This window comes from Paraburkholderia bryophila, assembly GCF_013409255.1.
Taxonomy (GTDB): Bacteria; Pseudomonadota; Gammaproteobacteria; order Burkholderiales; family Burkholderiaceae; genus Paraburkholderia.
The window spans coordinates 3166862-3187081 of the sequence record NZ_JACCAS010000001.1; the positions used below are offsets into that span (position 1 = coordinate 3166862).

General features: G+C 61.3%; 19 protein-coding genes. 14 read left to right on the forward strand and 5 right to left on the reverse strand.

Going from position 1 to position 20220, the window contains the following annotated elements:
- Positions 1 to 8: 8 nt before the first annotated feature.
- From rpsM to GGD40_RS37225, 8 genes are all read left to right on the forward strand, one after another.
- Positions 9 to 374 carry a 30S ribosomal protein S13 gene (rpsM, locus tag GGD40_RS14130; RefSeq protein WP_012434566.1) on the forward strand — a complete coding sequence of 122 codons (366 nt, stop codon included), beginning with the start codon at positions 9 to 11 and terminating at the stop codon, positions 372 to 374.
- A 28-nt stretch (positions 375 to 402) separates the two neighbouring features.
- A complete protein-coding gene (gene rpsK / locus GGD40_RS14135; protein WP_006052224.1) occupies positions 403 to 807 on the forward strand; it encodes a 30S ribosomal protein S11 in 405 nt (134 codons plus the stop codon).
- A gap of 147 nt (positions 808 to 954) precedes the next feature.
- Positions 955 to 1578 carry a 30S ribosomal protein S4 gene (rpsD, locus tag GGD40_RS14140; RefSeq protein WP_179707984.1) on the forward strand — a complete coding sequence of 208 codons (624 nt, stop codon included), beginning with the start codon at positions 955 to 957 and terminating at the stop codon, positions 1576 to 1578.
- Between the two features lie 124 nt (positions 1579 to 1702).
- The gene (locus GGD40_RS14145) at positions 1703 to 2680 is read left to right on the forward strand and encodes a DNA-directed RNA polymerase subunit alpha (RefSeq protein ID WP_179744023.1); all 978 of its coding nucleotides are present in this window, start codon (positions 1703 to 1705) and stop codon (positions 2678 to 2680) included.
- A 169-nt stretch (positions 2681 to 2849) separates the two neighbouring features.
- Complete coding sequence (rplQ, locus tag GGD40_RS14150; protein WP_035554761.1) at positions 2850 to 3242, forward strand: 50S ribosomal protein L17; 393 nt, start codon at positions 2850 to 2852, stop codon at positions 3240 to 3242.
- 198 nt (positions 3243 to 3440) lie between these two features.
- Positions 3441 to 3773 (forward strand): divalent-cation tolerance protein CutA, encoded by a 333-nt coding sequence (cutA, locus tag GGD40_RS14155; RefSeq protein WP_373565285.1) that lies wholly within the window; start codon positions 3441 to 3443, stop codon positions 3771 to 3773.
- Positions 3766 to 5637, forward strand: a complete 1872-nt coding sequence (gene dsbD, locus GGD40_RS14160) for a protein-disulfide reductase DsbD (RefSeq protein WP_179744024.1) — start codon at positions 3766 to 3768, stop codon at positions 5635 to 5637. The genes cutA and dsbD overlap by 8 nt, the downstream gene beginning before the upstream one ends.
- 252 nt (positions 5638 to 5889) lie before the next feature.
- Complete coding sequence (locus GGD40_RS37225; RefSeq protein WP_179744025.1) at positions 5890 to 7170, forward strand: PDZ domain-containing protein; 1281 nt, start codon at positions 5890 to 5892, stop codon at positions 7168 to 7170.
- Between the two features lie 53 nt (positions 7171 to 7223).
- Here the strand turns inward: GGD40_RS37225 and hemB are convergent, their stop codons facing one another.
- On the reverse strand, positions 7224 to 8222 hold the full coding sequence (gene hemB, locus GGD40_RS14170) for a porphobilinogen synthase (RefSeq protein WP_179744026.1): 999 nt from the start codon (positions 8220 to 8222) through the stop codon (positions 7224 to 7226).
- Between the two features lie 257 nt (positions 8223 to 8479).
- A complete protein-coding gene (gene yihA, locus GGD40_RS14175) occupies positions 8480 to 9133 on the reverse strand; it encodes a ribosome biogenesis GTP-binding protein YihA/YsxC (RefSeq protein WP_111932949.1) in 654 nt (217 codons plus the stop codon).
- 279 nt (positions 9134 to 9412) lie between these two features.
- Between yihA and GGD40_RS14180 the strand changes: the two genes are divergently transcribed.
- The 5 genes from GGD40_RS14180 (at position 9413) to msrQ (ending at position 15470) form a co-directional block, all read left to right on the forward strand.
- Entirely contained in the window at positions 9413 to 10066 is a 654-nt protein-coding gene (locus tag GGD40_RS14180) for a c-type cytochrome (RefSeq protein WP_179707995.1), read from the forward strand.
- A gap of 116 nt (positions 10067 to 10182) precedes the next feature.
- Entirely contained in the window at positions 10183 to 12396 is a 2214-nt protein-coding gene (locus GGD40_RS14185; RefSeq protein WP_179744027.1) for a cytochrome c biogenesis protein ResB, read from the forward strand.
- Positions 12397 to 12400: 4 nt separating this feature from the next.
- The gene (gene ccsB, locus GGD40_RS14190) at positions 12401 to 13618 is read left to right on the forward strand and encodes a c-type cytochrome biogenesis protein CcsB (protein ID WP_179744028.1); all 1218 of its coding nucleotides are present in this window, start codon (positions 12401 to 12403) and stop codon (positions 13616 to 13618) included.
- A gap of 136 nt (positions 13619 to 13754) precedes the next feature.
- Positions 13755 to 14750 carry a protein-methionine-sulfoxide reductase catalytic subunit MsrP gene (gene msrP / locus GGD40_RS14195; RefSeq protein ID WP_035554779.1) on the forward strand — a complete coding sequence of 332 codons (996 nt, stop codon included), beginning with the start codon at positions 13755 to 13757 and terminating at the stop codon, positions 14748 to 14750.
- A gap of 18 nt (positions 14751 to 14768) precedes the next feature.
- A complete protein-coding gene (gene msrQ / locus GGD40_RS14200; protein WP_179744029.1) occupies positions 14769 to 15470 on the forward strand; it encodes a protein-methionine-sulfoxide reductase heme-binding subunit MsrQ in 702 nt (233 codons plus the stop codon).
- A 113-nt stretch (positions 15471 to 15583) separates the two neighbouring features.
- Here the strand turns inward: msrQ and lysA are convergent, their stop codons facing one another.
- Entirely contained in the window at positions 15584 to 16846 is a 1263-nt protein-coding gene (gene lysA, locus GGD40_RS14205) for a diaminopimelate decarboxylase (RefSeq protein ID WP_179744030.1), read from the reverse strand.
- Positions 16847 to 16855: 9 nt separating this feature from the next.
- A complete protein-coding gene (gene lptM / locus GGD40_RS14210) occupies positions 16856 to 17203 on the reverse strand; it encodes an LPS translocon maturation chaperone LptM (RefSeq protein WP_179708005.1) in 348 nt (115 codons plus the stop codon).
- A 35-nt stretch (positions 17204 to 17238) separates the two neighbouring features.
- On the opposite strand from lptM, the gene cyaY reads away from it, so the two are divergent.
- Positions 17239 to 17556 (forward strand): iron donor protein CyaY, encoded by a 318-nt coding sequence (gene cyaY, locus GGD40_RS14215; RefSeq protein ID WP_035554787.1) that lies wholly within the window; start codon positions 17239 to 17241, stop codon positions 17554 to 17556.
- Between the two features lie 107 nt (positions 17557 to 17663).
- Here cyaY and GGD40_RS14220 read toward each other — a convergent pair whose 3' ends face one another.
- Complete coding sequence (locus GGD40_RS14220; protein WP_179744031.1) at positions 17664 to 20060, reverse strand: penicillin-binding protein 1A; 2397 nt, start codon at positions 20058 to 20060, stop codon at positions 17664 to 17666.
- Positions 20061 to 20220 lie beyond the last annotated feature (160 nt).

The window sequence follows — 20220 nt, forward strand, 5'->3', positions numbered from 1 at the left end:
GAAAAACAATGGCTCGTATCGCAGGGGTTAACATCCCGAATCACCAGCATACCGAAATCGGCCTGACGGCTATTTACGGTGTCGGCCGCACGCGCTCGCGCGACATTTGCGTCGCTGCTGGTGTGGCATTTTCGAAGAAGGTCAAAGACCTGAACGACGCAGACCTCGAAAAGCTGCGTGAAGAAGTCGGCAAGTTCATCGTTGAAGGCGATCTGCGCCGTGAAACGACGATGAACATCAAGCGCCTGATGGATCTCGGCTGCTACCGTGGCGTGCGGCATCGTAAGGGCTTGCCCCTGCGCGGCCAACGTACGCGTACGAATGCCCGTACGCGCAAGGGTCCGCGTCGTGCAGCGCAATCGCTGAAGAAGTAAGCGGAACTGACAGTTACAGGAAAACGTAATGGCTAAGGCTTCGAACAACTCCGCGGCGCAACGCGTTCGCAAGAAGGTCAAGAAGAACGTCGCCGAGGGCGTGGTTCACGTTCACGCGTCGTTCAACAACACCATCATCACGATCACTGATCGTCAAGGCAATGCACTTGCTTGGGCAACGTCGGGTGGTCAGGGCTTCAAGGGTTCGCGTAAATCGACCCCGTTTGCAGCCCAGGTGGCAGCCGAATCGGCAGGCCGCGTGGCGATGGAATACGGCGTGAAGAACCTCGAAGTGCGGATCAAGGGCCCCGGTCCTGGCCGCGAGTCGGCGGTGCGCGCGTTGCATGGTCTTGGCATCAAGATCACCGCGATCTCCGACGTGACTCCGGTCCCGCACAACGGCTGCCGTCCGCCGAAGCGTCGTCGTATCTAAGACGCCGATTTTACGAGCGCCTGTTGCCGCCCTGCGCGGCGGCAGGCCGCTTGTGCTATTTAATTGACTAAGCCCACCGTTCGGTCCAAAGGGTTCGAACTAGCGTAAGTGCGAGCACCTGCGTGATTAATCATAGAAGGAATCAACGTGGCACGTTATATCGGCCCTAAGGCCAAGCTGTCCCGCCGTGAAGGCACTGACCTCTTCCTGAAGAGCGCCCGTCGTTCGCTCGCTGACAAGTGCAAGCTTGATAGCAAACCAGGCCAGCACGGCCGCACCTCGGGTGCACGCACGTCCGACTACGGCACGCAGTTGCGCGAAAAGCAAAAAGTGAAGCGCATCTACGGCATTCTCGAGCGCCAATTCCGTCGCTACTTCGCTGAAGCCGACCGCCTTAAGGGCAACACGGGTGAAAACCTGTTGCAGTTGCTCGAATCGCGTCTGGACAACGTCGTGTATCGCATGGGCTTCGGCTCGACGCGTGCTGAAGCGCGTCAGTTGGTCAGCCACAAGGCGATGACGGTGAACGGCGTCGTGTCGAATATCCCGTCGATGCAAGTGAAGGCAGGCGACGTCGTTGCCGTGCGCGAACAGAAGAAGAAGCAAGCGCGTATTCTCGAAGCGCTGTCGCTGGCTGAGCAAGGCGGTCTGCCGAGCTGGGTCGCTGTGGATTCGAAGAAGTTCGAAGGCACGTTCAAGTCGAAGCCGGAACGCAGCGACATCGCTGGCGATATCAACGAAAGCCTGATCGTCGAATTGTATTCGCGGTAATCGGATTAATGGCCGGGGCACCCCGATTGCGTTGCGCAAGGGGGCGTCTCGGCTGTTTATTTTCAGGTTGTTACCGGTCAGCCTTATCGGTGTAACGAGCCGAGGGTATTGAAAAGGAAAACCTATGCAAACCAGTTTGTTGAAGCCCAAGATCATCGCAGTTGAATCGCTTGGCGAGAGCCATGCGAAAGTGGTCATGGAACCGTTTGAACGCGGTTACGGCCACACCTTGGGTAACGCGCTTCGGCGCGTGCTGTTGTCGTCGATGATTGGCTACGCGCCGACCGAAGTGACGATCGCAGGCGTCGTACATGAGTATTCGACGCTCGACGGTGTGCAAGAGGATGTGGTCAACCTGTTGTTGAACCTGAAGGGCGTGGTCTTTAAGCTGCATAACCGTGACGAAGTGACGGTTACGCTGCGCAAGGAAGGCGAAGGCGTTGTCACCGCTGGCGACATCGAACTCGCACACGATTGCGAAGTGGTCAACCCGGATCACGTGATTGCGCATCTGTCGAAGGGCGGTAAGCTCGACGTTCAGATCAAGGTCGAAAAGGGCCGCGGCTATGTGCCGGGTAATGTGCGTCGTTATGGCGAAGAGTCGGCCAAGATCATCGGCCGTATCGTGCTGGACGCGTCGTTCTCGCCGGTTCGTCGTGTGAGCTACGCCGTTGAAAGCGCTCGCGTCGAACAGCGTACTGACCTCGACAAGCTTGTGATGAACATCGAAACGAACGGTGTGATTTCGCCGGAAGAAGCGATCCGTCAATCGGCTCGCATTCTGGTCGATCAACTGTCGGTGTTCGCTGCTCTGGAAGGTACCGAAGCAACGGCGGAAGCGCCGTCGCGTGCGCCACAGATCGATCCGATCCTGTTGCGTCCGGTCGATGATCTCGAACTGACGGTTCGTTCCGCGAACTGCCTGAAGGCCGAGAACATTTACTACATCGGCGATCTGATCCAGCGCACGGAAAACGAACTGCTCAAGACCCCGAATCTGGGTCGCAAGTCGTTGAACGAAATCAAGGAAGTACTGGCGTCGCGTGGTTTGACGCTTGGCATGAAGCTCGAAAACTGGCCGCCGGCAGGTCTGGACAAGTAAGTCGAGAGTCATACCGGGACAGAACCCGCTGCTGGACTGGCAAAGACGCGGATTTTCCTTTAAAATCCGCGTCTTGTCTTTTTTTACTACCGGCCCGTGCACTCACACCTTGTGGTGAATCGAGTGCGATAGAAGAGCTGGACCAAAACTCTGAATCAAAGGAATTAACATGCGTCACCGTCATGGTTTGCGGAAACTGAACCGCACGAGCAGCCACCGTCTGGCAATGCTCCGTAATATGTCCAACTCGCTGATCGCGCACGAAGTCATCAAGACCACGCTGCCGAAGGCAAAAGAACTCCGTAAAGTTGTCGAGCCGCTGATCACGCTCGGCAAGAAGCCGTCGCTGGCAAATCGTCGTCTGGCGTTCAACCGTCTGCGCGATCGTGACTCGGTCACGAAGCTGTTCGAAGTTCTGGGCCCGCGCTACGCTACCCGTCCGGGCGGCTACCTGCGCGTGCTGAAGTTCGGCTTCCGCAATGGCGACAATGCGCCGATGGCACTGGTCGAACTGCTCGACCGTCCGGAAGTTGAAGAAGTTGAAGTGCAAGAAGCTGAGTAAGCTTTTAGCATCAAAGAAAAGCCAGGCGCCTAGCCTGGCTTTTTTGTTTTTGGGAGCCGAAAGCATGCTCGATAAATATCCGCCTATCCGCCGCGACAAAACGCCCGAGGTAGTCTGTTCGCCGTGGTCTCGTCTGCGAGAGCATGGGGCTAGGTGATACGATAACGGCACCTGAATCGTGCGTCGCCGGAGTCTGTTGTGAGCCTGAGTGTGACCTTAATTCTGACCACGGTTCCGGATGCGGCCGTCGCTCAGAAACTTGCTGCGGATGCGTTGGCCGCACGGCTATGCGCCTGCGTCACGCAACTAGGCGCTGTGCAGTCCAGTTATCACTGGCGGGGCACGATCGAGACTGCGCAAGAGATCCAGCTGCTGTTCAAGACCAGCGCCGCACGTGCGTGGGAACTTGAGCAATACATTCACGCGCATCATCCCTACGACACGCCGGAAATCCTCTCGTGGCAAGCGGCCGCATCGGCCGCGTACGGCCGGTGGATCACCGCTGAAACCCAACGTCCCCTCCATGTTTAACGGTCTTGACCGGCGTGCGCGCGTGGCGCTGCGCACCGTATTTCTGCTGCTCGCCAGCCTCATGCTCGCGCAGTTCGGCACGCTCGCCCGCGCCACGGACGACTTTCTTGACCCTGCGGTTGCCTTCAAATTCAGCGCGACGGAGAAACCTGGCGAAGTCGACGTGACCTACAAGATCGCGGACGGCTACTACATGTACCGCGAGCGCTTCGCCTTCGTGACCCGCAACGGGACGGTCGCGCTTGGTGAGCCGCAACTGCCGGCCGGCCATGTCAAGTTCGATCAGACTTTCAACAAGAACGTCGAGACGTATCGTAACGAACTGACGATCCGAATTCCGATCAAGCAAGCGGCCGGCCCTTTTGATCTGGCGGTGACGTCGCAAGGCTGCGCCGATGCTGGCATTTGCTATCCGCCGATGGAGCGCGTCTACCACGTCAGCGGCGATGCTTTGCAAGCCGCCGTGAGCACAGCGGCTCCCGCCGCTGCGCAGCAATCGCCGGCAGCCGGCACGCCTTGGTATGAGCGCGCCACGAGCGCCGACTACGCGCAGTCGCTGCTGCAAGGCGGTGGGTTCTTCGCGATCATCGGGCTCTATTTCGTCGCCGGCGCGGTGCTCAGCTTGCTGCCGTGCTCGTATCCGATGATTCCGATCCTGTCGGCGATCATCATCGGTGAAGGCGCGCGGGTCACGCGTGCCCGCGGTTTTGCTTTGTCGCTGGCGTATGTGATCGGTATGGCGCTTGTGTACACCGCGCTGGGCGTTGCCGCTGCGATGGTCGGGCAGAGTCTCGGCGCGTGGCTGCAGAACCCGTGGGTGCTCGGCGCGTTCGGCGTTCTGTTGACGATTTTTGCGCTGACGCTGATCGCGGGCTTCGACATCGCGTTGCCGCAGCGTTGGCAGGACGGTGTGTCGCGCGCATCGACGGGACGCTCCGGCGGCAAGTTCGCCGCGGTCGCTCTAATGGGCGCGTTGTCGGCACTGGTGGTCGGCGCCTGTATGACGGCGCCGCTGTTTGCCGTGCTCGCGTTCATCGCACATACCGGCGACGCCGTGCTCGGCGGCGCCGCGCTGTTCTCGATGGGCCTCGGCCTCGGCGTGCCGCTGCTGATCCTCGGGTTGGGCGCCGGCACGCTGTTGCCGCGTGCCGGCGCATGGATGGACGGCGTCAAGGTCTTCTTTGGCGTGGTGCTGCTCGCGGCTGCGCTGTGGATCGTCTGGCCGGTGCTCGGCGCGACCGCGACCATGCTGTTGAGCGCGCTCTGGCTGCTGATTGCCGCGGCGTCGCTCGGGTTGTTCTCGGCGCCGGGCGTTGAGGCGTCGGTCTGGCGTCGTTTGGGGCGCGGTTTCGGTGCGGCGCTTGCCATCTGGGCCGCGGTGCTGCTGGTCGGCTTGGCGGCCGGATCGTCCGATCCGCTGCGGCCACTTGCCGTGTTGGCCGCACGCGGCCAGGAGGCGTCTGTCGCTAATGCCTCCAATAAGCCCGGTACGGCGTCGCAGGACGATCTGACGTTCGCGTCGGTCCGCTCGTCGACGGAGCTCGACCAGGCCGTTAAAACGGCTGCCCAACCCGCCATGCTCGATTTCTATGCGGACTGGTGCGTCAGTTGCAGGGAGATGGAGAAATTCACCTTCAGCGATCCGCGTGTGCAGGCGAAATTAAAGCAGATGAATCTGCTGCGCGCCGACGTTACCGCGAACAATGCGGACGATCAAATGCTGCTCAAGCGTTTCAGCCTGTTCGGGCCGCCCGGCATTATTTTCTTCGATCAGGGCGGGAAGGAAGTGCTGCGGGTGGTTGGGTACGAGTCCGCGGATAAGTTCTTGCGCAGTCTTGACCGGGTCAGCGCGCCGGGGGCGTGAGCGAGACTGGCTTAGCTTGATGCGTGCTCGAGCGTGACGTAGCAGACGAGGCGACGACACGCCCGGGCGCTGAGTTACCTGAGGCGTAGTCCAATTCGACTCGCGTGGCGCGCCCACGAATTCTGTTCAGGGCAGCCGCATCACGCAGAATCTGAGCACGTCAGCACGTCAGCACGTCAGAACGTCAGAACGTCAGAACGTCAGAACGTCAGAACAAGAAAGCAACTGCGTCAGCCAAAAAAGGACGAACCGGTGCGATCCACGAAGATGAACAACGCCGAGCGTTACAACCGCTTCGAGAACTCATCCAAAGCCGCAGGGATTCTGATCGCCACACTTCTGCTGACGCAAGTGCTGTTTACGTCTCATGCTTTCGCCGCAAGCGAATCAACCGAACCGCAAAGCGCAACCACTTCCACGTCCGAAGTAACTCAGCGCGACGGCAAGTATTACCTCTACCAGAACGGCAAGTCCCTCAACGCCACCGGCTACGACGATCTGGAAATCGAACAACACGACAATTTCCCCGATCTCGCCGAAGCCCGGCTCGGCTCGCAATACGGATTGCTGAACGCGAAAACGGGCAAAGTCGTGCTGCCGTTCGTGTACCAAAGCGTCGAAACCGGCACGCTCGACACCATTGGCCTGATTCAGGTGCGCAAAGACGATCGGATCAGCTTCGTCCAGAGCGATGGCCGTCCGGCAAAATCTCCGAGCTACGACGCGATAGGCGAGTTCGACGAATCAGGCCAAGTCCTCGCCGAACGCGACGGCAAGTTGTTTATGCTCACGTTCAGCAATGGCCAGTTGCGAGGCGAGGACGCCGCGCCGCGATATCTGCCGAGCATCGTCTTGCCGCCCGGATTACGCGAACGCGCCACGAATCCGAATGGTCCGTTGAACGGCACCTACGTGGCGTCGCCTTATCCGAATCTGAAAACGGCGTGGGACGCTTGGCGCAAAGGGCAGTTGCTCGAGCCCGCGCAACCGGCAGTGGTGGTGAAGGGCGATATTGCCTACGTGTCGCTCGGCATTCTGGTCGGTCCGCAGTTGCCTGCCATGCCCAATACATTGCGCGCCTGCCAGAGCGAGCATGGCCTGATGCTGCGTGATACGTCGCAGGCACGGGGATGCGCGTCGACTGCCAAGCCGCTGTTCCGCTTCCAGCGCCAGGCGGATGGTTCGCTGCGGTGTACCAACTGTGACAGCGGTATGCCCGACAAATGGCTGCGTCTGCCGGCGGCGACGCAATCGCTGGTTGGCATCGGGATTGGCATTGCCCGGCCGGTGAATGACACGGGCGCGTTGGTGCGCGCTGTGATTCCCGGCGCGCCGGCACAACTCGCCGGCGTGAAGCCTGGCGATCGCATCACGAGCATCGACGGCCAGTCCACAGCGGAGATGTCGCTCGAGCAGATCACCGCGTTGATTCGAGGTCAGCCTGCCACCACGGTGAAGCTGGGAATCGAGCGCGAGACCAAACAATTGGAGTTGAGTGTCGAGCGCAAGGCGATCGTGGTCGAGGCTGACTAGCCCCCGTTCTTTTCACCGCCTTACCTCACGCCAAAAAGCGCAACCGCATCAACTCACTTCTGCGAGCGCAAAATCTTGGCGGCATCCAGCGCGAAATACGTCAGCACACCGTCGGCGCCAGCGCGCTTGAACGCCAGCAGCGATTCCATCATCGCTTTGTCGTGATCGAGCCAGCCGTTCTGCGCGGCCGCCTTCAGCATCGCGTACTCGCCGCTCACCTGATACACGTACGTCGGAAACTGGAACTCGTCTTTCACGCGACGCACGATATCCAGATACGGCATACCCGGTTTGACCATCACCATGTCCGCACCTTCGTTGATGTCCGCTTGCACTTCGCGCAGCGCTTCATTCGAATTGGCCGGGTCCATCTGGTAAGTCATCTTGTTGCTCTTGCCCAGGTTCGTGGCGGAGCCGACGGCGTCGCGGAACGGGCCGTAAAACGCCGAGGCGAACTTGGCCGCGTAAGCCATGATCCGCGTATGGACATGGTCTTCGCTCTCGAGCATTTCGCGGATGGCGCCGATGCGCCCGTCCATCATGTCCGACGGTGCGACGATATCGACGCCCGCTTCAGCCTGCACACGCGCCTGTTCGACGAGGATCTCGACGGTTTCGTCGTTGATCACGTAACCGTTTTCGTCGAGCACGCCGTCCTGGCCGTGGCTCGTGTACGGATCGAGCGCCACGTCGGTCAGCACGCCCAGCTCGGGGAAGTGCTTCTTCAGTTCGCGAACCGCGCGCGGAATCAAACCGGCAGGATTGGTCGCTTCGCGGCCGTCAGGCGTTTTCAGCGTGGGGTCGATCGCCGGAAACAGCGACAGCACGGGCACGCCCAGCTCGACGCATTGCGCGGCCACGCCCATCAGCAGATCGACGGACACGCGCTCGACGCCCGGCATCGACGGTACGGCTTGCCGTACGTTGGTGCCTTCGACGACAAACACGGGGTAGATCAGGTCGTTGGTGGTGAGGATGTTTTCCCGCATCAGGCGACGCGAGAAATCGTCACGGCGCATGCGGCGCGGACGGTAGTGCGGATAAAAGCTCATATCGACTCGAAGATCGTGGATGTGTGGAGTGGGCAAGTAACGCCTGCCTCCGCTCCCGGAAACTTTTCGAGACAATGGTATATCATACCGATCGAGCAAGGCGCCATGCGCTGACCTCCCCGCTTCTCCTCCCTGAGCGGGTGCCTGTCGTTTTTTTCGATTAGGCTGTTTGACCCGCCGTTAAAGCGGCGGGTTTTTTTATGGGCGGCCGGAAATGCCGTCTGGCCTTGCTCCAGCAGCCGCAGGGCTCGCAGGAGTTATTGCGCCGCGTCCGCTTCGCCCGCCGCATTGGGGATCAGCCAGCTTTCAACCAGCTCGTGCGCTTCGTCGATCCCAACGCGTTTGAGCGCCGAGAACAACTGGGCGGTCAACTCGCCCCGATAGCCGGCGGTGCGATATTCAGCCAAGCCTTTCTGCGTCGCGCGCAACGCGTTCACGCTTTCCTGACGCGTCAATTTGTCGCATTTCGTGAGCAGCGTGTGGATCGGCTTGCCGGTCGGCGCGAACCACTCGATCATGCGTCGGTCCAGATCCGTCAAAGGGCGGCGCGAGTCCATCATCAGGATCATGCCGCGCAATTGCGAGCGCGATTGCAGATAGGTAGACAGCAGCGCTTCCCAGTGCGCCTTGGCCGCGCCCGGCACTTCCGCGTAGCCGTAACCCGGCAGGTCGACCAGGTACGCGGTCGGCTCGTCTTCCTTGCCCACCGAGAAATAATTGATGTGCTGCGTGCGGCCCGGCGTCTTGCTGGCGAACGCGAGGCGCTTCTGATTGCACAGAATATTGATGGCCGTGGACTTGCCCGCGTTCGAGCGCCCCGCAAAGCAGATCTCGGGTTGCGCGGTGGCCGGCAGATCACGCAAGTGATTGACGGTCGTGAAAAAGCGGGATTGGTGGAGCAGGAAGGACATGATCAGGCCGGTATTCGAGACGCCGGGGAACCCGGAGTGGGGACGGGTCAAGCCCGACTGGCGTCTTAGCGATTAGCGAGTTATTGTACAATACGATGGTTTACTGAAAACCTGAGGGGGCCAGCCCGCGTGCCTTGGCGGCTCTTCACGGGTCTGTCGGTCGCTGTCGTAGTTTGCAAAATCTTCAAGAAAACGCTGGGCTGTCCCAGGTTTTCCGCCCCGAAGAAAGTCCCCATAGGGGCTCTCTAAAAATCCCACAAGACGAGACAGGGTGTGCGAATGAATCGACTGAGCAAGACTCTGATGGTGCTTCATGTAGCTGCAGGTCTTTCAGGTTTGGCAATTCAGGCACGAGCAGCAGATCCGGCAAAACCGGACATCAATCGGGGGCAGGCAATCGCGGTGCAGGTGTGCGCGTCATGCCATGGGGCAGACGGCAACAGCGCCGGCGGTGCGTATCCAAAGCTGGCGGGCCAGCATCCCGAATATCTCGTCAAGCAGCTCAAAGACTTCAAGACCCAGGCAGGCGCGAAGCAGCCCGCACGCAACAATGCGATCATGGCGGGCATGGCGGCCGCGCTGTCCGATCAGGACATGGTCAATGTCGCCGCCTATTTTTCGACGCAGACGCCTAAGCCCGGCTACGCGCACAACAAAGACACCGTTCCGCTCGGTCAGAAGATTTATCGCGGCGGGATCGCGGACAAGGGTGTGCCGGCGTGCGCGAGCTGCCACGGCCCGACCGGTCAGGGGATTCCGTCGCAGTATCCGCGTCTCTCGGGGCAATGGGCCGAGTACACGGTGACGGAGTTGCTGGCGTTCACGCAGGGTCCGGGCGCACGCAATAACAATGAGCCGATGCATGCCATTGCCACACGGTTGTCGGATAGTGAGATCAAGGCAGTCGCCGATTACATCGCGGGCCTGCATTAAAGGGTTCGCACGCAAATGCAACCGGCCCGTCGAGGCCGGTACAAAACAAGAAAAGGGTGGGGGCGTCGTGCCTACGACAGCCCTTCACCCTTTTTTGCTGTTCAGTCGGAGTATGAATGAGCGTCACCACGTCGGGTTTGCAGTCGAAGTCGGGCAATCGTATTGCGCGCAACATCATCGAAGTAATGAGTTCGATGCGTTTCGCCATTTCGCTGCTCGTGGTTCTGTCGATCGCCAGCATCATCGGCACCGTTCTCACGCAGGACGATCCGTATCCCAACTACGTCAATCAGTTCGGCCCGTTCTGGGCGGACATCTTCCGCTCGTTGAGCCTGTACACGGTGTACAGCTCGTGGTGGTTCATGCTGATCCTCGGTTTCCTGATGGTGTCGGTGTCGCTGTGCGTGATCCGCAACGCGCCGAAGATGGTCGCCGACGCGAAGAGCTGGAAGGACAAGGTTCGCGAAGGCAGCCTGCGCGCATTCCATCACAAGGGCGAATTCGCGGTGAACGGCACGCGCGCGCAGACTTCGATGGTGCTCGCCACGCTCTCGGCCAAGCTCGGCTACAAATTCGTCACGCGTGAGTCGGAAGGCGCCACGCTGATCGCCGCCAAGCGCGGGGCGTTGACCAAGTTCGGTTATATCTCGGCTCACGTCGCGATCGTCGTGATCTGCCTCGGCGGTCTGCTCGACAGCAATCTGCCGATCAAGCTGCAAATGTGGCTGTTCGACAAATCGCCGATCCGCGCCAACACGGTGATCAACGACATTCCGCCGGAACACCGCATGTCGCAGTCCAACCCGACGTTCCGCGGCTATGCGTGGGTGCCGGAAGGGCAGCACGTGTCCACGGCGATTCTGAATCAGCCGGACGGTTCGTTGATCCAGGACCTGCCGTTTTCGATCGAACTGAACAAGTTCATCGTCGACTATTACTCGACGGGCATGCCGAAGCTGTTCGCGAGCGACATCGTCGTAGTCGATCACAAGACCGGCGCTCGGGTGCCGGCGCGCGTCGAAGTGAACAAGCCGTTCACTTACGACGGCGTGTCGATCTATCAGTCGAGCTTCCAGGACGGCGGCTCGCAGATGCAGATGACCGCGTACCCCATGAGCGGCGCGAGCGCGAAGACCGCGCCGTTCGGCGGCACGATCGGCGGCAATGCGCCGTTGAGCACGGCCACGCCGCTGGCCGACGGCAAGACGGTGGAGTTCACCGATTTCCGCGCGATCAACGTCGAAAACGTGTCGAATGGCAGCGGCCAGAACGACGCGCGCGGCGTCGCCGCGCATCGCACGTTGAAAGAGGCCTTCGACGAACGGCTCGGCTCCGGCGCGAAGTCGTCCAAGCCGCTCGATCTGCACAATGTCGGCCCGTCGGTGCAGTACAAGGTGCGCGACACGGACGGCCAGGCGCGCGAGTACAACAACTACATGCTGCCGGTGGACGTCGCCGGCGAAAAGATGTTCCTCGCCGGCATGCGCCTGAATCCGGACGATCCGTTCCGCTATCTGCGGATTCCCGCCGACAGCGGCGGCACGGTCAAGGAATGGATGAACCTGCGCGCCACGCTGGAAGATCCGGCCATGCGCGCCGCGGCCGCGCACAGCTTCGCGCTGCGCTCGGTGCCGGGTTCGAACACGGAACTGCAGCAGCACCTCGAAGAAAGCGCGCTGCGCGTGCTGACCCTGTTCGCCGGCGCGGACAACAGCATCAAGCTGCCGAACGGCCAACCGGTTGGCGGCTTTCAGGGGATCGCCGGGTTTATCGACCATTCGGTGCCGAAGGGCGAGCAGGAAAAAGCCGCTGGTCTACTGCTGCGCATGCTGGAAGGCTCCACCTGGGACTTGTGGCAACTGTCCCGCCAGCAACTCGGCGAGCCTGCGGCTACGGCCAATGCGGACGCGAGCCGTTTCATCCAGAGCTCGATCAACGCGATTTCCGACAGCTTTTTGTATGGTTCGCCGGTCTATTTACAGCTCGACTCATTCAAGCAGGTGCAAGCTTCGGTATTTCAGTTGACGCGCGCGCCGGGCAAAAAAGTCGTGTATCTTGGCAGCCTGCTTCTCGTGTTGGGCATCTTTTCGATGTTCTACGTCCGCGAACGGCGCCTCTGGTTCTGGCTTAAAGATACCGATCGCGGCACGAATGTCGTGATGGCCATGTCGAGCGCACGTAAAACGCTCGACTTCGAGAAGGAGTTCGTCCAGACGCGCGACGCTGTCGGCGCCGCACTGGGTGCCAAACTCACTGAAGCATCCGGCGGCTCCGACAAGCCCGGCCACCCCGGCGCGCCGTCCGCAAGCTCACAAGATTCGACCCGGTAAGATCATGGACTTGACTCAGGTTTCCTCCTCCTCCTCACCCGCACGCCCGAAAAAGGTCAGCGCGGAAGAGTCGTTCAACGCGCTGAACGTCGCGCAGTACGACGAGCGGCCGTTTCTGAAACGGCTCGGCGTCGTCGACTGGCTGTTCGCCGTCGCGATGGTCGCGGGCGCCGGGTTTGCGCTGTCGCGCTATCACCCGTTCATGAATTACTACGACAAGCTGGTGCTGGTGTGCGCGGTGCCGGTGTTCATGGTGCTCGGCTGGCGCTGGAAACCGGTGCGTCTGCTGATGGTGGGTATTGCGGCGCTGTCGCTGCTGGCCATTCAGATTTACCACGGCGACCTGAGCCGCGCGGATAACGCGTTCTTCCTCAAATACTTCCTGTCGAGCCAGTCCGCGATTCTGTGGATGAGTGCGCTGTTCGTGTTCGCCACCGTGTTCTACTGGATCGGGTTGCTGTCGCGCTCGCCGACCGGCGCCGCGATCGGCTCGAAGATGACGTGGGCCGCGGTGCTGATGGGTTTCGTCGGCCTGATGGTGCGCTGGTATGAGTCGTACCTGATCGGCGCGGACGTCGGCCATATTCCTATCTCGAACCTGTACGAAGTGTTCGTGCTGTTCAGCCTGATCACCGCGCTGTTCTATCTGTACTACGAGCAGCACTACAACACCCGCGCGCTCGGCGCGTTCGTGCTGCTGGTGATCGGCGCGGCCGTCGGCTTCCTGATGTGGTACTCGGTCGCGCGTGACGCGCAGCAGATCCAGCCGCTGGTGCCGGCGCTGCAAAGCTGGTGGATGAAGATCCACGTGCCGGCGAACTTCATCGGCTATGGCAGCTTCGCGCTGTCGGCCATGGTCGGTGTCGCGTATCTGTCGAAAGAGCGCGGCGTGCTGGCGGACCGTCTGCCGCCGCTCGAAGTGCTTGACGACCTGATGTACAAATCGATCGCCGTCGGTTTCGCGTTCTTCACGATCGCGACGATTCTCGGCGCGCTGTGGGCTGCGGAAGCCTGGGGCGGCTACTGGAGCTGGGACCCGAAGGAAACGTGGGCGCTGATCGTCTGGCTGAACTACGCGGCATGGCTGCACATGCGCCTGATGAAGGGCCTGCGCGGTGCGGTCGCGGCATGGTGGGCGCTGACCGGCCTGCTGGTGACGACCTTCGCGTTCCTCGGCGTCAACATGTTCCTGTCGGGCTTGCATAGCTACGGCAAGCTGTAAGATCTGCCGCTTCGAGCCGACTAAAAACCGCCGCGTGCTTCGCACCGGCGGTTTTTTTATGGCTGGCGGAATATTTGCTACATCTAGGGTGTTCGTCCTGAGAGTACAGGCCGGCGGACCGGCAAGGAGCTGCACGATGTGGATCAAGCGAAGCGACAGAATTCAACTCAGCGGCGACGATATCGCGCGCAGCGAAATCACGCCCCGGCGCGTGTTCGAGAATCGGCGGCGCGTGTTGCAGGCGGCCGGCGCGATGGCGCTCGGCAGTCTGATCGGCGTGAATGGCGAGGCGTTGGCGGCGTACTCATCGCCAGATCCGAAGGCGCAGAAACTGGCGGCGAAGACCAACGCCAAATTCGTCGCGCTCGACAAGATCACGCCGTTCAAGGACATCACCACGTACAACAACTTCTACGAGTTCGGCACCGATAAAGCCGATCCCGCGCAGAACGCGGGGACGTTGCGGCCACATCCGTGGAAGGTGAGCGTCGAGGGCGAGATCAAGAATCCGAAGGTGTACGACATCGACGAACTGCTGAAGCTCGCGCCGCTCGAAGAGCGTGTGTACCGGCTGCGCTGCGTCGAAGGGTGGTCGATGGTGATTCCGTGGATCGGCGTGCCGCTTGCCGAGCTGATCAAGCGCGTGCAGCCGACCGGCAATGCGAAGTACGTGCAGTTCATTACGCTGGCCGATCCGTCGCAAATGCCGGGACTGTCGACGCCGGTGCTCGACTGGCCTTACTCCGAAGGTCTGCGCATGGACGAGGCGATGAATCCGCTCACGCTGCTGACCATGGGGCTTTACGGCCAGGTGCTGCCCAATCAGAACGGCGCGCCGGTGCGGATCGTGGTGCCATGGAAATACGGCTTCAAGAGCGCGAAGTCGCTGGTGAAGATCCGCTTCCTCGACAAGCAGCCGAAGACCAGTTGGAACACGTACGCGACGAACGAATACGGCTTCTATTCGAACGTGAATCCGAATGTCGATCATCCGCGCTGGAGTCAGGCGACGGAGCGGCGCATCGGCGAAGACGGGTTCTTCACGCCCAAGCGCAAGACGCTGATGTTCAATGGCTACGGCGATCAGGTCGCGTCGCTGTATCAGGGCATGGACCTGAAGAAGAATTTTTAAGCGAACGGCTTCGACGATATGGCTTCCGATACGCAACCTGTCACTCAGATCGAACCACGCAAGGCGGCCCGTTCGTCGCCTTCTGCTTCAACGGCGTCAAGACGTCCCGTGAGCGGCGCGCGCTGGATCGTGCCTGCGAAGATCGCGGTGTTCATCGCCGCGTGGTACCCGCTCGCGCGCATCGTGCTGTTCGGCGTGACCGATCGGCTCGGTGCCAATCCGATCGAGTTCATCACGCGCTCCACGGGTTTATGGACGCTCGTGTTCCTCTGCATCACGCTGGCGGTGACGCCGTTGCGCAGGCTGACCGGCCTGGCCGCGTTGGTGCGTTTTCGTCGCATGCTCGGGCTCTACGCGTTCTTCTACGCGACGCTGCATTTCACCACTTACCTCTGGTTCGACAAGTGGTTCGACGTCGCCGCGATTCTGAAGGACATCGGTAAGCGGCCGTTCATCACCGTAGGCTTCGCGGCGTTCGTGTTGCTGATCGCGCTGGCCGTGACGTCGCCGCGGGCGATGGTGCGTAAGCTCGGGCGACGCTGGCAGATGCTGCATCGTTCGATCTACGCAATCGGCGCGCTCGCGATCCTGCATTTCTGGTGGATGAAGGCGGGCAAACACGATCTGGTTTTGCCGAAAATCTACGGGGCCATCATGGTGGCGCTGCTGGGCTGGCGGTTGATCGTATGGTTGCGCGAGCGGAGAGTGAAGGTGCGATAACCGGCGAGCTTCGCGTTCATCGGCACAGCGCGCCAAAATAAAAAGGGCGATGCCGTTTCGCGGCATCGCCCTTTTTTCATTGCTTGTGACTTATATCGTAATGACGCCGACGTTTACGCCGGCAAGATCGTTTCACCCGCAAACAACTGCGTGACCTCTTCGCGTGCACGAACCAGATGCACCTGTGTACCATCCACCATTACCTCGGCCGCACGCGGACGGGTGTTGTAGTTGGAGCTCATCACGAAGCCGTACGCGCCGGCCGAGCGAATCGCCAGCAGGTCGCCGGGTTCGACCGCGAGCAGGCGCTCGCGACCCAGCCAGTCGCCGCTTTCGCACACCGGACCCACCACGTCGTACACATGAGCCGGCACGTCGCGCTTCAGTACCGGGTCGATGGCGTGATAGGCCTCGTACATGGCGGGACGCGCGAGATCGGTCATCGCCGCGTCGACGATGGCGAAGTTCTTTTCCGCGCCCGGCTTCAGAAACTCGACGCGCGTCAGCAGCACGCCCGCATTGCCGACCAGCGAACGGCCCGGCTCGAAATACACTTCGCGATGGCCGTGACCACGCGCTTCGATACGATCCAGCACCGTGCGCACGAACTCGCCGATTTCCGGCGGCGTTTCGTTGTCATACGTAATGCCGAGACCGCCGCCCACGTCGATGTGGCGAATCTTCACGCCGTCCTGCTCGATCTGCTCGACCAGTTCCAGCACCTTGTCCACCGCGTCCAGATAGGGCGCGACTTCGGTGATCTGCGAACCAATATGGCAGTCGATGCCGACCACCTCGAGATTCGCCATCGCCGCCGCGGCTTGATACGTGGCGCGCGCGTCGTCGAAAGCGACGCCGAACTTGTTCGACTTCAGTCCGGTGGAAATGTACGGATGCGTCTTCGCGTCGACGTCGGGATTCACGCGCAGCGAAACCGGCGCCTTCTTGCCCATTGCCGCAGCCACCGCATTCAGACGATCAAGCTCGGGAATCGATTCGACGTTGAAGCATTTGACGCCGGCCGCGAGCGCGTCGCGCATTTCGTCCGCATGCTTGCCGACGCCGGAAAACACGGTGTTTTCCGCTTTGCCGCCGGCTGCCAGCACGCGCGCCAGTTCGCCGCCCGACACGATGTCGAAGCCCGCGCCGAGACGCGCGAACACATTCAGCACCGCGAGATTGCTGTTGGCCTTAACGGCCACGTGCACGGTTGCGCGACGGCCAGCGCAAGCGCCTGCGTACGCGTTCCATGCTGCGGTCAGCGCGGCACGCGAATAGACGTACAGCGGCGTGCCGAACTGCTCGGCGAGGGAGACGGCGGACACGCCTTCGGCGTGCAGCACGCCGTCGACGTAGTCAAATGCGGATCGAGTCATGCGAAAGTCTTATTGAACGGGTGTGGCGGCAGAGGCAGGCAGCGGTGCCTCCGTAGCGGAAGCAGCGGAAGCGGGTGGCGTGGCGAGTTCGGTTTCGGGCGCCAGCGAGAGCGGCGAGCCCGACGTGTCCGGCACCTCGCCCATGGGGCTTGGCGTGCCCGGATTCACTGTGGAGTTGGTAGCGGCCGGCGGTGCCTGCGTACGATCGGCCGGCTTGGCCGGTAGCGGCGGTACGGCCGGCAAATAGAGCGAACCGCGTTGTCCGCAGCCGGCGAGTGCACAACCTGCGAGAATGGCTAAACCCGCTACAATCGCGCGGCCGGACGTCGCCGCGCGCATCCGAGATACGACTCGCATGACTGTCCCTGAATAAATAATCGATGGAGTTTAGCATGTCCGATAGTGATTACCTGACCCGCGCCGAAGCCGCGCTAGCCGCCATCGAACGCGCGGTTGACGACATCGCCGCCGACATCGAACTCGAGCGCAGCGGCAACGTGCTGACCCTCGAATTCGAGAACCGCACGAAGATTATCGTCAACCTGCAACCGCCCATGAGCGAGATCTGGATCGCCGCGAAAGCGGGCGGTTTTCACTTCCGTTTTATCGACGGCGAATGGCGCGATACTCGCAACGGCACGGAATTTTTCTCCGCGCTGTCGGAGTACGCGACGCAACAGGCCGGCGAGCCGGTTCACTTCGAAGCGTAAGCGCGGCATCAACGTGACTGCGTAAACGAAAACCGCCGCGTATCGAACGCGGCGGTTTTTGCACTTCTGGCGGGCTAAAAAAACCAGCAAGCCAGGAAGAAGCGGCCTCAGTGCCCGCGGAACAGATTCATGATGTCCTGCTTTTCCTGTTCTCCGACCTGCTCGGGCGCGGCCGCTGCGGCGCTCGCGTCGGCGTCGAGCGCGGCCTGACTGATGCCGACCGTCGAAACGAAACCGTTGCCCGGCGTGAAGTCGTCGAAATACAGTTCCGAGCCGATTTCGGTGATGCCTTCCGGCATCGGCATCCTGTAGTCCGGCACGCCCTTGAGCGCGCGGCTCATGTACTCGATCCACACCGGCAGCGCCAGGCCGCCGCCGGTTTCCCGGTCGCCGAGACTGCGCGGATTGTCGTAGCCGATCCACGCGATCGCCGTGAGCGTGTGCTGATAACCGGCGAACCACGCGTCGCGCGAATCGTTGGTCGTGCCCGTCTTGCCGCCGATGTCGGTGCGTTTCAACACGTTGGTCTTCGCGCCCGTGCCGCGTTGCGCGACGCTCAGCAGCAGGCTGTTCATTACGTACGCGTTGCGCGGTTCGATCGCGTGCGGCGCGCTTTGCGCGGCCACCAGCGGCTGCGCGTGCGCGACCACGATGCCACGCTGATCGGTGACTTCGGCGATCAGATACGGATTGACGCGATAGCCGCCGTTGGCGAACACCGAGAACGCGCCCGCCATTTGCAGCGGCGTGACGAGACCCGCACCGAGCGCCATCGGCAGATAGGCGGGGTGACGGTCCGCGTCGAAGCCGAAACGCGTGATGTACTGCTGCGCGTACTTCGTGCCAATCTGGTTGAGGATCCGGATCGACACCAGGTTCTTCGACTTCTGCAGCGCGGTGCGCATGGTCATTGGGCCGTCGAAACCGCCGCCGTAGTTCTTCGGCTCCCACGCCTGGCCGCCGGTCTCCGCGGCGCTGAAAAAGAGCGGCGCATCGTTGATGACGGTAGCAGGTCCAAGACCCTTTTCGAGCGACGCCGAATAGATGAACGGCTTGAAGCTCGAACCCGGTTGACGCCACGCCTGAGTCACGTGGTTGAACTTGTTCTTGTTGAAGTCGAAGCCGCCGACCAGCGCGCGAATCGCGCCATCTTGCGGGATCACCGAAACGAACGCGCCTTCCACTTGCGGCAATTGCGTGATCGACCAATTGCCGTCGTCGTTCTTGATCAGACGGATGATCGCGCCGGGCCGCACCCGCTGATTCGGCTGCGCGCGCGGACCGAGCGCGGCTTGCGCGAAGCGCAGGCCGTCACCCTGAATGGTCGCGACATTGCCGTCGATGAATGCGGCCTGCACCTGTTTCGGATTCGCCGAGGTCACCACCGCAGCGATGATTTCGCCGTTGTCCGGATGTTCGAGCAGCGCGTCGTCGATGGCCTGTTCGCGATCGTCCGCGTCGGACGGCAGATCGATGAACGCCTCTGGGCCGCGATAACCGTGACGCCGTTCGTAGTCCATCAGCCCTTTGCGCAGCGCGCGGTAGGCGACATCCTGATCGGCCGAATCGATCGTGGTCACCACGTTCAGGCCGCGCGTGTACGCCTCTTCGCGATACTGCGCATACATCATCTGCCGGACCATTTCCGCGACGTACTCCGCGTGCACGCTGAATTCCTTGCCCGCGCCCTTGACCACGAGCGGTTGCTTGCTCGCTTCGTCGTACTGTTCCTGGGTGATGTAGCGCAGCTCGAGCATGCGCTGCAGGATGTACTGCTGACGTATCTTCGCGCGCTTCGGATTGACCACCGGGTTGTACGCGGACGGCGCCTTCGGTAGGCCGGCGAGCATGGCCGACTCGGCCAGCGTCAGATCCTTCAGGTCCTTGCCGAAATACACCCGCGCCGCGCTCGCAAAGCCGTAGGCGCGCTGCCCGAGATAGATCTGATTCATGTACACCTCGAGAATCTGATCTTTGGTCAGCTTCGACTCGATCTTGTACGCGAGTAGCATCTCGTAGATCTTGCGCGTGTAGGTCTTCTCGCTCGACAGGAAGAAGTTGCGCGCCACCTGCATGGTGATCGTGCTGGCGCCCTGCGTGGCATGGCCGTTAGTCAGCGCGACGATACCGGCGCGCGCGATACCGGTGAGATCGACGCCGCCGTGATCGTAGAAGCGCGCGTCTTCAATGGCGAGCACCGCTTTTTTCAGGCTATCGGGCACGTCCTGGATATGGACGATGTCACGCCGTTCTTCGCCGAATTCGCCGATCAGCACGTGGTCCGCCGTGTAGATGCGCAGCGGCACCTTGGGCCGGTAATCGGTCAGTGCATCGAGTGACGGCAGGTTAGGCGTGGCCACGACCAGCGCATAGCCGAGCACCAGCAGCACGCACAGAATGCCTGCGACGATCAGACCGACAAAGCCGATCATGAGCTTCAGCCACAACGGGCGTTTGCGCTTCTGCGGCGCGGGCGGCGGGGACGTAGGAGACGTGGATTGCATAGTGGCACCAAAAAACAGTCCCGCGATTATAGCCGCCTCGCTTTTCAGCTTTCGGCCGGCTTACGAGCGTTGCCCGATAAGCCGGCGCGCCACACGCGGGATTGACTTCACTGTAGACGCTTTGATGCCGCGTGGGGCGTGCGTCACGCAACGTTAGCCA